Genomic DNA, 12,875 nt, shown 5'->3' with positions numbered 1-12,875 from the left:
CCCCGCCGGCGCCCGCGGCCCCGCCGGGGGGGGGGGGCCCGGGGGGGGGGGGCGGCCGGGGGGGGGGGGGGGGGCGCCGGCGCCGCCCCCCCCCCCCCCCACGGCCGGTTCAGGCCGTCGGGCGCTCCCGCTTCGGGAGCTTGGCCACCACCATGTCGTACGACGCGTCGACCGCCTCGGTCAGCTCCTCGTCGTCGATGCCGCCGTCGAGGCGCAGCGTGTTCCACCCGGACCGACCGATGTAGGCCATCACCCGGGCGTCGTCGGGGTGCCGGTGCAGCCACTCGTCGGCCACCTCGCGGGTCGGCCCGCACTTGATGCCGACGGTCGGCTTGCCCTCGTCGCTGCCGAGGAACGCGAAGATCCGGCTGCCGACCTTCACCACCTCGTCACCCTCCCACGGCCGGTCCAGCCACGTTCCCGGCTTGGCCAGGCAGTACGCCAGCATCTCCGCGCGCTCCATGGGTGCCTCCTCGTCGTGCGCACAGTGTGCCCGCCGAATCGCCGTCGCACGCGCGCCGTGCCGATCCCGGTCGGCCCGCCCGGCTCTGGCCCCGCCCCGATCTGAGTCCGCCCCGCCGTGCCCGCCCCGCCGTGGCGCCGATCTTGCACTTTCTGTCGCCTATTTGTGCTGTGATGTCCCCTGATGTCGGGGCAGAAAGTGCAAGAGCGCGATGCAGGCGCGGCGATCATGGCCTGGGGTGCCTGGTGTGGTGTTCTCCGGGCGCTTTGCCGTCCGGCACAACTCCATGATCGACGAGGCAGTGCCCGTTGACGAACAGTCATTCCGCCTAACGCAACGGCGTTGACATCCTGGATCGAGCGCGATCCAGCGCGGCCGTCAGGCGCTCTGTTCGGCCGAGCGGGCGGCGACCCGCTCGTAGCGCTGCCGGGCTGCCTGCGCGCTGCCCAGCCCCAGCCCGTACGCGATGGCCTGCCAGGTCAGCCCCCGGTCGCGGGCCAGCGTCAACAGCCCGGCCTCCAGGGCGTCCAACTCGGCGCGCACGTGCGGCAGCAGGGTCAGCGCGGCGGTGAGGTCGGCGGCGTCGATCGGCTCCTCGGCCGGCTCCCGCTCGGCCCCACCGGCGGCCAGCGCGGTGACCAGGGCGACCGCCTCCCACGGGTCCAGCACGTACGGGTGGGCCCAGCGCCCCCGCTGGGTGCCGGTGCCGGCGTGCCGATCGCTGATGCGCTGGAGCGCCTCGTGGGTGCGGTGGGCGCGGGCGTGGGCCGGGTGTGGCGCGGTGAACGGGTCGTTCGTCGTCATGGCCCGAGCACACACTCTCAACGCAGCATTGTCAACACAATGTTCAAATACCGCGGTGCCCGACGGGTGCCGGGGCGACGAGATGGGTACCGTCGGGGACATGGCCCTGCCCTCCGGTGACCGCACCACCGACACCGACCCGGCCGCGCTGGCGGACCTGCTGGCCGGCCCGCTCCTGCCGGCCGCGCGTGGGCTCCTGGGCTGCGAGCTGCACGCGGGCGACGTGACCGTCCGGATCACCGAGGTCGAGGCGTACGCGGGAAGTGGCGGCGATCCCGCCTCGCACGCCCACCGGGGCCCCACCCCGCGCAACGCGGTGATGTTCGGGCCGGCCGGGCACGCGTACGTCTACTTCACATACGGGATGCACTGGTGCATGAACGTGGTCACCGGCGTCGAGGGGGCGGCCTCCGCCGTCCTGTTGCGGGCCGGGGAGGTCGTCGACGGCCTGGCCGCGGCGCGGGACCGCCGCCCGGCCGTGCGCCGGGACGTGGACCTGGCCCGTGGGCCGGCCCGACTCTGCGCCACGCTCGGCATCGACCGCGAGGCGTACGGGGCGTACCTGCTCGGTGATGGGCCGGTCCGATTGCGCCCGCCGACGCGGCCGGTGCCGCCGGAGACGGTAGTCGCCGGACCGCGGGTCGGCGTGACCGGCGCGCATGACCTGCCGTGGCGGTTCTGGCTCGACGGCGACCCGACGGTGAGCGCGTACCGCCGACACGTGCCCCGCACCCGGCGCTGATCCTCCGGGCGAGCGTCCCGCGAACGTGTCGGGGGGTGTGGCCATAATCACCCTGACCTGCTCACCGACGGTTCGGAGGACGTGATGGCGACACTGCTCGCGATCGGCACGGCCAAGGGTTTGTTTCTTGCCACCAGCGCCGACGACCGGCGAAGTTGGGAGATCACCGGCCCGCACTTCCCGATGACCGGCGTCTACGCGGTCGCGGTCGACACCCGCCCTGCCACCCCCCGGCTGCTCGCCGGGATGACCAGCTCACACTTCGGGCCCAGCGTCGCCACAAGCGACGACCTCGGCGCCTCCTGGGACGAGCCCGACCAGGCGCCTGTCGCGTTCCCGGCCGACACCGAGGTCTCCCTTGAGCGGGTCTGGCAGTTGATGCCGGCCGGCCCCGACCAGCCGGACGTCGTCTGGGCCGGCACCGAGCCGTCCGCGCTGTTCACGTCCACCGACGGTGGCCGCAGCTTCGAGCTGGTCCGCTCCCTCTGGGACCACCCGCACCGCCCGCGGTGGGAGGCCGGCTTCGGCGGCCAGGCCGTGCACACCGTGCTGCCGCACCCGCGTGACCCGGCCCGGCTGCTCGTCGCCATGTCCACCGGCGGCGTCTACCGTTCGGAGGACGCCGGCGCGAGCTGGACGCCGGGCAACACCGGCATCCGCGCCACCCACATGCCCGACGAGTGGCCGGAGTTCGGCCAGTGCGTGCACAAGGTCGCCCGGGACGGCGCCAACCCCGAGCGGCTGTACGCGCAGAACCACCACGGCGTCTACCGTTCCGACGACGACGGCCGCACCTGGTCCTCGATCGCCGACGGGCTGCCCAGCGACTTCGGCTTCCCGATGGTGACCCACCCGGGGCGGGGCGGCACGGTGTGGACCTTCCCGCTGGTGGCCGACGGCGAGCGGTTCCCGACCGACCACCGCTGCCGGGTGTTCCGCTCCGTCGACGCCGGTGGCAAGTGGGAGCCGGTGTCGGTGGGGCTGCCCGAGGGGCCGTTCTATCCGGCGGTGTTGCGCGACGCGATGTGCACCGACGACTTGACCCCCGCCGGTGTCTACTTCGGCACCCGCTCCGGCTCGGTCTTCGCCAGCCGCGACGAGGGCGACTCCTGGTCCCTGGTCGCGGCACACCTGCCGGACGTGCTCTGCGTTCGGGCCGCGGCGGTCTGAGCGTGGTCACCGTGCTGTTGCCCGGCCCGCTGCGCGGCGAGGCCGGCGGTGCCAGTCGGCTCAGCGTCACCGCCGCCGGGACGCTGCGGGCGGTCCTCGACGAGGTGGCCGTCGCGCATCCGCGACTGGCCCGGCGCATCCGCGACGAACGCGGCGAGTTGCGCCGCTACGTCAACGTCTACGTCGATGGTGCGGACTGCCGCCATTCCGGCGGGCTGGCCACACCTGTCGACGAGGGCGCCGAGGTGCGGGTGCTCCCCTCGGTGGCCGGCGGCTGAGCCGGCGGCAGGGCCCGTCAATGGCACCCATGTCCGTTATCGGGCGTGACCCGTGCCACCCCGAGCCGTGCCGCCGACGGAATAGTTGCGTCGTCAAATAAGTTGAGAGCTGCGTCCGGGTACCACGGCGGCACCCGGTTGACACGCGAGGAGCTGGTCATGCAGTTCGGGATCTTCACCGTCGGCGACGTCACCGTCGATCCGACCACCGGTCGGGAGCCGACCGAGCATGAGCGGATCAAGGCGATGGTCGCGATCGCGTTGAAGGCCGAGGAGGTCGGCCTGGACGTCTTCGCCACCGGTGAGCACCACAACCCGCCGTTCGTGCCGTCGTCACCGACCACCATGCTCGGCCACATCGCGGCCCGCACCGAGCGGCTGCTGCTGTCCACCGCGACCACGCTGATCACCACGAACGACCCGGTGAAGATCGCCGAGGACTACGCGATGCTCCAGCACCTGTCCGACGGCCGGGTGGACCTGATGATGGGCCGCGGCAACACCGGCCCGGTCTACCCGTGGTTCGGCAAGGACATCCGCGCCGGCATCCCCCTCGCGATCGAGAACTACGACCTGCTGCACCGGCTGTGGCGCGAGGACGTGGTCGACTGGAAGGGCAAGCACCGCACCCCGTTGCAGTCGTTCACCTCGACGCCGCGCCCGCTCGACGGGGTGCCGCCGTTCGTCTGGCACGGCTCGATCCGCAGCCCGGAGATCGCCGAGCAGGCCGCCTACTACGGCGACGGCTTCTTCGCCAACCACATCTTCTGGCCCAAGGAGCACACCCAGCGGATGGTCGGGCTCTACCGCCAGCGGTACGCGCACTACGGCCACGGCACCGCCGACCAGGCCATCGTCGGCCTCGGCGGGCAGGTGTTCATGCGGCGCAACTCGCAGGACGCGGTCCGGGAGTTCCGGCCGTACTTCGACAACGCCCCGGTCTACGGGCACGGGCCGTCGCTGGAGGAGTTCACCCGGGAGACGCCGCTCACCGTGGGCAGCCCACAGCAGGTCATCGACCGCACGCTGGGCTTCCGCGAGTACGTCGGCGACTACCAGCGGCAGTTGTTCCTGATGGACCACGCGGGTCTGCCGCTGAAGACCGTGCTGGAGCAGCTGGACCTGCTCGGCGAGGAGGTCGTGCCGGTGCTGCGCAAGGAGTTCGAGTCGCTGCGGCCCGCGCACGTGCCGGCCGCGCCGACCCATGCCTCCCTGGTCGCCGCCGCGGGCGGCGGCAAGGACAGCACCGTGCACGCCGTCGACGACGTGACGGGCAAGGCTCCGGAGGGGGCGACCCGATGACCCGCCGCTCCCTGGCCGTGGTCTCGGCGGGGCTGAGTCAGCCCTCGTCGACCCGGCTGCTCGCCGACCAGCTCGCCGCGGCCACCCGCGACGAGTTGGTCCGGCGCGGTTCCGAGGTGGAGCTGCACGTCGTCGACCTGCGGGAGTACGCCCACGACGTGGTGAACAACATGCTCACCGGGTTCCCGCCTGCGGCGCTGCGCGAGGTCGTCGACACGGTGACCGGAGCGGACGGGCTCATCGCCGTCACCCCGATCTTCAGTGCCTCGTACAACGGGCTGTTCAAGTCGTTCTTCGACGTGTTGGATTCCGCGTCGCTCGTCGACCGGCCGGTGCTGATCGGGGCCACCGGCGGCACCGCGCGGCACTCGTTGGCACTGGAGCACGCCGTCCGCCCGATGTTCGCGTACCTCCGGGCGGTGGTCGTCCCGACCGCGCTCTTCGCCGCCCCGGAGGACTGGTCGGACGGCACGGCCGACGGCGCGTTGCGCGGCCGGATCCGACGCGCGGCCGGTGAGCTGGCCGACCAGGTGGAGCGCCGGCCGCCGGCCAGCGGCCCCGCCGACCCGTTCGCCCTCACCACCGACTTCCTGCACCTGCTCGACCGAGGCGACGGCACGCCGGTCAGCTGACCGGGTGGGCGACCAGCACCGGGCAACGCGCGTGCTGGATCGCCGCCTGGCTGACCGAGCCGAGCAGCAGACCCGCGAACCCGGCCCGGCCCCGGGTGCCCACGACCAGCAGTGACCCCGTGCCGCTGGCCTCGATGAGCCCCTGGGCCGCGCCGGCCGCCCGCACCGGATGCTCCCGCACCACCAGGTCGGGGTGCCCGGCGCGCACGCCGGCGGACGCGTCGGCCAGCAGCCGTACCGCCTCGGCCCGGTACGCGGCCTGCGACTCCCCAATCTCCTCCAGCGCCGCCCGGTCCGCCGCCGGCGGGTCGACGTGCACCAGCACCAGCGGCACGTCCCGTCGCGCCGCCTCGTCCGCGCCGTACTCCGTGGCCAGCCGGGCCGACTCGGAGCCGTCGACCCCGACCAGCACCGGGGCGTCCACCGGGATCGGCTCCTCGTCCGGGCGGACCACCAGCACCGGGCAGTGCGCGTGCGCGGCGACCTGCGTGCCGACCGAGCCGAGCAGCAGCCCGGCGAACCCGCCCAGCCCTCGACTGCCCACCACGACCAACTCGGCCTGGCGGGACTCCTCGACAAGCGTGATCCCGGGGCCGCCGGCAACCTGGCGCACGTCGACGACCAGGCCGGGCCACCGGTCGGTCAGGTCGGCCGCCGTGGTCTCCAACATCCGCTGCGCCTCCTCGGGGGGCGCCGGCACCCCGATGTCGTACGGATTGAGCGACACGCCGTAGCCGAGCGGGTGCAGGTAGCCGTGCAGCAGCAGGAGCGGCCGGGACCGCAGCAGTGCGGCGCGGGCCGCGTGCTCCGCGGCGACGAGACTGGACGGTGAACCGTCCACGCCCACCACGACCTGTCGGTTCATCGGCACTCCCCGGGTCGGTCCGTTGCCTCAGAGTCATCTTGCTGCAATCGCCGCCTGTTCGATCAGTTGCGATTACGCGCTGGTTGGCACGCGCTGGATGGGCGGTTCGCTGAAACGGGTAACTGTCGCGTACGGAATCTGGTGACGTGCCAGCGCCGAAGCGACCCGTTGCCCTCAGCGGGGTTCTCGCGCACACCGGATCAGGCAACGAGCAGGCGGAGGCCGAGCTCTGCCGTGTCGAGGGCGACGAGATCGCGGTTGCGCTCGGCCCACCGGCCCGAGGAGAGGTCTTCGCGAAGTGTGCTGACCGCCCGTTGCTCAGCCTGCGGTCCGACTCTGGTCCATACCGAAACCGCGCGGCGGACATGTTCGTCCAGGTACGCCTCAGGCCGGCGCCAGTGTGCCTCGAAGAAGCCGTCGTCGCAGTCCCACGGAACGAGCACCGGTTCCGCGCGTCCTCCGATCGCGCGGGTCAGGTCGGCCAGGGACGGCCAGCCGACGAGGAGGTCTGCGAACTCGGGCAGATAGTCGCGGGTGAGCCAAAACCGCTGACGCCAGCCGGTGTCGTCGGCGTCGTACGTGAACACCACCACGCGACGGGCCACACGCTTCATCTCACGCAGTCCGGCGACGGGGTCCGGCCAGTGATGGACGGTGCTGACCGCCATCGCGGCGTCGAAGGACTGGTCCTCGAACGGCAGACTCTCCGCAGCGGCGGCCACGCACGGCGCCGCACCAGGGGGACGCAGCGCCCGCATGACCGCCGACGGTTCCACCGCCGTGACGTCACGGTCGGGGGGTTCGTAGGAGCCGGTGCCGGCCCCGACGTTCAGTACCGTCCGTGCGTCCCCCAGCGCATCCCAGATGCGCGCGGCGATCCGTGGCTCGGTGCGCCGCGTCGCTGGGTAGGCGGATCCGATGGCGTCGTACAACTGCGGGCCGAACACCTCCAGTTGCTCCTCTGGCGTCGTCCTGATCCCCATCGCTCGTGCCTCCAGTTCCCTGTCTATGGCCGTCACCATGGCAGCAGCGCGGTCGCGCTGGTCCATCAGCAGGCCGCGCAGCCGACACAGGTGCGCGACCGCGTCGGTGGCGGGATCGTCAACCAGATCCGCGATCTCCCGCAATCCAAAGCCGAGCCGCCGGTAGGCGAGCACCTCCCGGAGTCGCTTCACGTCGTCCGCGGAGTAGGCCCGGTGCCCAGCCGCGGTCCGCGTGGACGGCTCCAGGAGGCCGACCTCGTCATAGTGATGCAGTGTGCGGACACTGACGCCGGCCAACTCCGCCACACGCCCCACGGTCAGGTGCTCCTCCACGCCGCCAACTATGTGACCTGACGCCGCGTGAGGAGCAAGCGCTTCAGTGCGGCATGATCGATTTCCGCTCGCGTCGCGGTGGCGGCCGTGGGCAACCGCGCCGCCCGGTCGGCCAGCCCGGCTCGGTGCTGTCCCACCCGCCGCGTACCCTCGGCCGATGACTGCTGACCTGCGGCTGCGCCCGGTCCTGGAGGACGACCTCGTCGAGTTCTTCCTGCACCAGCAGGATCCGGAGGCCAACCGGATGGCCGCCTTCGGCCCCAGGGACCCGTCCGACCGTCGGGAGTTCGCCCAGCACTGGGCCCGGGTGCTCACCAACCCGGCCAACCGGGTCCGCACCGTCGAGGTCGACGGCGAGGTGGTCGGCTACGTGAGCGCCTTCCCCGTCGAGGGCCAGACCGAGGTCAGCTACTGGATCGACCCGCAACGCTGGGGCCGGGGGCACGCCACCGCGGCCCTGGCCGCCCTGCTGCGCGAGGTGCCCCGGCCGGTGCACGCCCGCGCCGCCAAGGACAACGCCGCGTCCCTCGCGGTGCTGCGCAAGTGCGGGTTCGTGGTGGTCGGTGAGGACTCGGGGTACGCCAACGGTCGCGGCGAGGACGTCGAGGAGTGGCTGCTGGAGCTGCCCGCCGATGCCCCTGACCTGGGCGGGCACTAGTCTCGCGGGGTGAACTGGTTGGATCTCGTCGGCTGGGCCGGCTCCGCGGTGTTGGTCTGGTCGCTGCTGCAGTCGCGCGTCCTGCGGCTGCGCGCGCTCAACCTCGTCGGCAGCGTCGTGCTGATCGGCTACAACGCCGCCATCGAGGTCTGGCCCATGGTCGGGCTCAACGTCGTGCTCGCGGCGATCAACATCTGGTACCTGCGGGGGATGCTCGCCACCCGGCACGACGAGCAGACCTACCAGGTGGTGGAGGTCGGCGTCGGCGATGAGTTCCTCGCGCACACGCTGCGGGTGCACGCCGCCGACATCGCCCGGTTCAACCCCGGCTTCCGGTGGGACCCGGACGCCTCCGGGCGATCCGCCTTCCTCGTGGTCACCGCCGACGAGGTGGTGGGTGTGGTGCTGTCGCACGCCGAGGCGAGCGGCGTCGCCCAGATCGACCTGGACTACGTGACCCCCAGGTTCCGTGACTTCACCCCGGGCGAGTTCGTCTACCGACGCAGCCACCTGTTCACCGAACGGGGCTTCCGCCGGGTGGTCAGCCCACCCCGGATGGTCGCCCCGTACTACCACCGGCTCGGCTTCCGCCCGGAGGGCGACTCGTACGTCCTGGATCTGCCGGCGACCCCGGCCGCCGATCCGGCGTAGCGTCACCGACGCCCGATCCGGCGCTACGTCACCGACGCCCGAGCCGGCGTAGCGTCGCCTTCGCCCGAGCCGGCGTAGCGTCGGCCGGGCAGGATTCGGCGGGCACCGGACGGGGCAATCACACGCCTACGCCGGGCGGGCTCGCCGACCGGCGGGCGCCGCGCGTACTGGCCGGTGCCACCACCGCAGAGGGAGCGAACCGGGCGTGCAGAGCTACGGGAGCCAACTGGCCCTGGTCGGGATCCTGGTCGTGATCAACGCGCTCTTCGCCGGCAGCGAGATGGCGTTGGTGTCACTGCGGGACAGCCAGATCCAGCGGTTGGAGCGCACCAGCAGGGCCGGCCGGGTGCTGGCCCGCCTCGCCAAGGACCCGAACCGCTTCCTGGCCACCATCCAGATCGGCATCACCCTCGCCGGCTTCCTGGCCTCCGCCGCCGCGGCGGTGTCGCTGGCCAAGCCCCTCGTGCCGCTGCTCGGGGTGTTCGGGAACGCCGCCGAGACGGTGGCCATCGTGGTGGTCACCCTCGCGCTGACCTTCGTCACCCTGGTCTTCGGCGAGCTGGCCCCCAAGCGGATCGCCATGCAGTCCGCCGAGCGGTGGGCGCTGCTGGTGGCCCGCCCACTCGACCTGCTCGCCACGTTCACCCGCCCGGCCGTCTGGGCGCTCGGCGCCACCAGCGACGTGGTCGTCCGACTGGTCGGCCTCAACCCGAAACACCAGCCGGAGGAGATCGGCCCGGACGAGCTGCGCGACATCGTCGCCGGCAACCACGGCTTCACCAAGGAACAGCGCACCATCATCGCCGGGGCGGTGGAGATCGCCGACCGGCGGTTGCGGGCCGTCCTCGTACCCCGGTTGCAGGTCTTCACGCTCGACAGCGGGACCACCGCGGAGGCCGCGCGGCTCGTGCTGGCCGCCACCGGGCACTCCCGGGCGCCGGTCGTGCGCCACGGCGGCCTGGACGACACCGCCGGGGTGATCCACCTGCGCGACCTGGTGGGGGTGCCCGACGACCGCCCGGTCGACGAGATCGCCCGCCCCCCGATGCTGCTGCCCGACTCGCTGCCGGTGGTGGACGCGCTGCGCCAGTTCAAGGCCGAACGCCAGCACATCGCGCTCGTCGTGGACGAGCGCGGCGCCGTCGACGGCATCGTGACCCTGGAGGACATCCTGGAGGAGATCGTCGGTGAGATCTACGACGAGACCGACCGGGACGTCCGCTCGGTGCGCCGCGACCCCGACGGCGCGCTGCTGCTGCCCGGCACCTTCCCGGTGCACGACCTTCCGGACATCGGCGTCGAGCTGCCCTCACGCCCGGACGGCGACTACACCACAGTCGCCGGGTTGGTGCTGGCCCGACTCGGGCACATCCCCACCGTGGCGGGGGAGGACGTCACCCTGGACGGCTGGGTCCTGGTGGTCGCCGGCATCGACCACCGGGCGATCACCGAGGTACGCGTCAGCCGCGTACCCGATGACACCGACCCGGACGCCGAGCCGACCGCGGAGCCGGTGCTGGACGAGGCCCGGAGCTGAACGGCCCGGGTGCCGCCGCTCAGTCGCGCGAGAGGTTCTGCAGTCGGACCTGACCACGCGCGACCAGCCGCTCGTCGGCATCGGTGATCTCCACCTGCCAGAGCTGCTGGCTGCGGCCCCGGTGCACCGGCGTGCCGACCGCGGTCAACTCGCCCTCCCGCACGGCCCGCAGGAAATCGGTCTGGTTCGACACCCCGACCACCGTGCCCCGGTCGGCCAGCCAGAGGGAGCCGCCGACGCTGGCGGCGGTCTCCACCACCGAGCAGTACACCCCGCCGTGCTGGATGCCGAACGGCTGGTGCAGCTCCGGTCGGACCTGCCAGCTGATGACCACCCGGTCGGCGGTCGCCTCCTCGAACTTCAGGCCGAGCAGGGCGACGAAACCACCCGTCGGATCCGGCATCTCCACGGTGAAACCCCTCCTCGATCAACGGGGGGCAAGCCTAACCGGGGGGCGTTGCGGCAAACCCGGTACGGGTCGGTGCCGGCGATGGGGGAGAATCGGTGACCGTGACCGACAGCAGCCCCCCGCCGTCCGGGCGGGACTCCCTGACCGACGACCTGCTCTGGCGTGGCCTCATCCAGGACTCGACAGGCCTCGACGAGCTGCGTGAGCTGCTCGACGGTGGGAGCGCCGCCACCTATTACGTGGGCTTCGACCCCACCGCCCCGAGCCTGCACGTCGGCAACCTCATGCAGGTCCTCATGGCCCGCCGGCTGCAACTCGCCGGCCATCGCCCGCTGCTGCTGGTGGGTGGGGCGACCGGGCAGATCGGTGACCCGAAGGAGAGCGCCGAACGCACGCTCAACCCGCCCGAGGTGATCGCCGGCTGGGTCGAGCGCATCCGCGACCAGCTCGCGCCCTTCGTGTCGTACACGGGGGACAACGCGGCGCAGCTGGTCAACAACCTGGACTGGACCGGCGAGATGTCGATCGTCGAGTTCCTGCGCGACGTGGGCAAGCACTTCCCGGTCAACAAGATGCTCGCGCGGGAGGTGGTGCGGGCCCGGCTGGAGACCGGCATCAGCTTCACCGAGTTCAGCTACCAACTGCTCCAGGGCAACGACTTCTTCGAGCTGCACCGCCGGCACGGCTGTCAGCTCCAGTTCGGTGGCTCCGACCAGTGGGGCAACATCACCGCCGGCGTCGACTACGTCCGTCGACGTGGCGCGGGGCCGGTGCAGGCGTTCACCACGCCGCTGGTCACCAAGTCCGACGGCACGAAGTTCGGCAAGAGCGAGGGCGGTGCCGTCTGGCTCGACCCCGCGATGACCAGCCCGTACGCGTTCTACCAGTTCTGGCTCAACGTCGAGGACCAGGAGGTCGACCGCTACCTGCGCTACTTCAGCTTCCGTACCCGCGACGAGTTGGAGGAGCTGGCGAAGGCGACGGCCGAGCGGCCGGCTGCCCGCCTGGCGCAACGGGCGCTCGCCGAGGAGCTGACCACCCTGGTGCACGGCGCCGAGGAGACCCGACAGGCGATCGCCGCCAGTCAGGCCCTCTTCGGCCGCGGGTCGCTGGAGGAGTTGGCCCCGGAGACACTGCGCGCGGCGTTGACCGAGGCCGGCCTGGTGCGTCTCACCGGCGAGTTGCCGGATGTGGCGGGGCTGTTGCGGGATTCCGGGCTCGTCAGTGGCCTCAAGGAGGCGCGTCGGGTGATCGCCGAGGGCGGCGCCTACGTCAACAACAACCGGGTGACCGAGGTGGACGCCGGGGTGTCGGCGACCGACCTGCTGCACGGGCGATACCTGGTGCTGCGTCGCGGCAAGCGCTCGTTCGCGGGCGTTGAGCTGGGCGAATAGCTCGGCGTCGACGATGTGACGGGGGACGCGTCCGGCCGATTTGACGATCATCCCGCCGGACGCGTAACTTTCTCTCTGTCAGCGCGGAACGGACGAAACAGGCGAAAGCCTGAAACGGCCGGAGCGCAGGCCAATGGCCTCGGGGTCGGGCGGGCATGCCCACCGGATCCCGGACCGGGCGGTGCCACCAGAAACGCCGCGAGGCGGATTTGGTGCGGCGAAACCGACCGGGTATGGTTACCAACCGGCAGGGCACCGGGCGGGTCGCGGGAAATCGCGACGGCCGGCCTGCCGAAATCCGTGACGAGGGCGGCGCAAGCCGGTCGAGACATGGTGCCCGCATTACCGGATGAAGCATGACGAACCGCGAAACACCGGTTTGACACGGCGGAAACGAGCGGGTAACGTAGTAAAAGTGCCTGGCGCTGAAAGCGCCGGGAGCGCAGAACGGAAAAGCCCCGGGTTGGGGTTCCATTGAGGTGGGGCTTTGAGTCGGTGTGTGGTTGTTCTTTGAGAACTCAACAGGGTGCTTGTAAAGCCAGTGCCAATTATGATTTACACCCCGGACTGGCCAGGCTTTGTGTCTGGTTGGTTGGGATTCCTTTGGCAACATTTGTTTGTTGTCGGGATAGCTGTTCAACTAATTTTTTGTTG

14 protein-coding genes are annotated in these 12,875 nt (G+C 71.7%); 9 read left to right on the top strand and 5 right to left on the bottom strand.

Features of this window, described 5'->3' with window-relative positions:
* Positions 1-109: 109 nt before the first annotated feature.
* Both ACGFIW_RS33635 and ACGFIW_RS33630 read right to left on the bottom strand, forming a co-directional pair.
* Positions 110-463: an MmcQ/YjbR family DNA-binding protein gene (locus ACGFIW_RS33635; protein WP_393324553.1), complete on the bottom strand. Its 354-nt coding sequence runs from the start codon at positions 461-463 to the stop codon at positions 110-112.
* A gap of 378 nt (positions 464-841) precedes the next feature.
* Positions 842-1,267: a DNA-binding protein gene (locus ACGFIW_RS33630; RefSeq protein ID WP_393324550.1), complete on the bottom strand. Its 426-nt coding sequence runs from the start codon at positions 1,265-1,267 to the stop codon at positions 842-844.
* A gap of 100 nt (positions 1,268-1,367) precedes the next feature.
* On the opposite strand from ACGFIW_RS33630, the gene ACGFIW_RS33625 reads away from it, so the two are divergent.
* From ACGFIW_RS33625 to ACGFIW_RS33605, 5 genes are all read left to right on the top strand, one after another.
* Positions 1,368-2,009, top strand: coding sequence for a DNA-3-methyladenine glycosylase (locus ACGFIW_RS33625; RefSeq protein WP_393324547.1), 642 nt, complete (start codon positions 1,368-1,370; stop codon positions 2,007-2,009).
* 84 nt (positions 2,010-2,093) lie between these two features.
* Entirely contained in the window at positions 2,094-3,179 is a 1,086-nt protein-coding gene (locus ACGFIW_RS33620) for an exo-alpha-sialidase (protein ID WP_393324544.1), read from the top strand.
* 2 nt (positions 3,180-3,181) lie between these two features.
* Positions 3,182-3,457, top strand: a complete 276-nt coding sequence (locus tag ACGFIW_RS33615) for a ubiquitin-like small modifier protein 1 (protein WP_357069418.1) — start codon at positions 3,182-3,184, stop codon at positions 3,455-3,457.
* Positions 3,458-3,616: 159 nt separating this feature from the next.
* Complete coding sequence (locus tag ACGFIW_RS33610; protein WP_357522090.1) at positions 3,617-4,759, top strand: LLM class flavin-dependent oxidoreductase; 1,143 nt, start codon at positions 3,617-3,619, stop codon at positions 4,757-4,759.
* Positions 4,756-5,391: an FMN reductase gene (locus ACGFIW_RS33605; RefSeq protein ID WP_393324539.1), complete on the top strand. Its 636-nt coding sequence runs from the start codon at positions 4,756-4,758 to the stop codon at positions 5,389-5,391. The genes ACGFIW_RS33610 and ACGFIW_RS33605 overlap by 4 nt, the downstream gene beginning before the upstream one ends.
* Here the strand turns inward: ACGFIW_RS33605 and ACGFIW_RS33600 are convergent.
* Both ACGFIW_RS33600 and ACGFIW_RS33595 read right to left on the bottom strand, forming a co-directional pair.
* Positions 5,384-6,262 carry a universal stress protein gene (locus ACGFIW_RS33600; RefSeq protein ID WP_393324536.1) on the bottom strand — a complete coding sequence of 293 codons (879 nt, stop codon included), beginning with the start codon at positions 6,260-6,262 and terminating at the stop codon, positions 5,384-5,386. The two genes, ACGFIW_RS33605 and ACGFIW_RS33600, sit on opposite strands and share 8 nt — an antisense overlap.
* Positions 6,263-6,456: 194 nt before the next feature.
* The gene (locus tag ACGFIW_RS33595) at positions 6,457-7,572 is read right to left on the bottom strand and encodes a MerR family transcriptional regulator (RefSeq protein ID WP_393324533.1); all 1,116 of its coding nucleotides are present in this window, start codon (positions 7,570-7,572) and stop codon (positions 6,457-6,459) included.
* Positions 7,573-7,729: 157 nt separating this feature from the next.
* Between ACGFIW_RS33595 and ACGFIW_RS33590 the strand changes: the two genes are divergently transcribed.
* The 3 genes from ACGFIW_RS33590 (at position 7,730) to ACGFIW_RS33580 (ending at position 10,418) form a co-directional block, all read left to right on the top strand.
* Positions 7,730-8,230 carry a GNAT family N-acetyltransferase gene (locus ACGFIW_RS33590; RefSeq protein WP_393324530.1) on the top strand — a complete coding sequence of 167 codons (501 nt, stop codon included), beginning with the start codon at positions 7,730-7,732 and terminating at the stop codon, positions 8,228-8,230.
* Between the two features lie 9 nt (positions 8,231-8,239).
* Positions 8,240-8,881 (top strand): hypothetical protein, encoded by a 642-nt coding sequence (locus ACGFIW_RS33585; RefSeq protein WP_393324528.1) that lies wholly within the window; start codon positions 8,240-8,242, stop codon positions 8,879-8,881.
* 205 nt (positions 8,882-9,086) lie between these two features.
* Positions 9,087-10,418 carry a hemolysin family protein gene (locus ACGFIW_RS33580; RefSeq protein WP_393324525.1) on the top strand — a complete coding sequence of 444 codons (1,332 nt, stop codon included), beginning with the start codon at positions 9,087-9,089 and terminating at the stop codon, positions 10,416-10,418.
* Between the two features lie 19 nt (positions 10,419-10,437).
* Here ACGFIW_RS33580 and ACGFIW_RS33575 read toward each other — a convergent pair whose 3' ends face one another.
* Entirely contained in the window at positions 10,438-10,821 is a 384-nt protein-coding gene (locus ACGFIW_RS33575) for a PaaI family thioesterase (RefSeq protein WP_393324559.1), read from the bottom strand.
* Between the two features lie 107 nt (positions 10,822-10,928).
* Between ACGFIW_RS33575 and tyrS the strand changes: the two genes are divergently transcribed.
* Positions 10,929-12,221 (top strand): tyrosine--tRNA ligase, encoded by a 1,293-nt coding sequence (tyrS, locus tag ACGFIW_RS33570; protein WP_393324556.1) that lies wholly within the window; start codon positions 10,929-10,931, stop codon positions 12,219-12,221.
* The last annotated feature ends 654 nt before the right edge of the window (positions 12,222-12,875 follow it).

The organism is Micromonospora sp. NPDC048935 (genome assembly GCF_043197875.1).
Taxonomy (GTDB): domain Bacteria; phylum Actinomycetota; class Actinomycetes; order Mycobacteriales; family Micromonosporaceae; genus Micromonospora.
The sequence above is the reverse complement of the archived record's forward strand: the minus strand, read 5'-3'. Positions and strand labels throughout refer to the sequence as shown.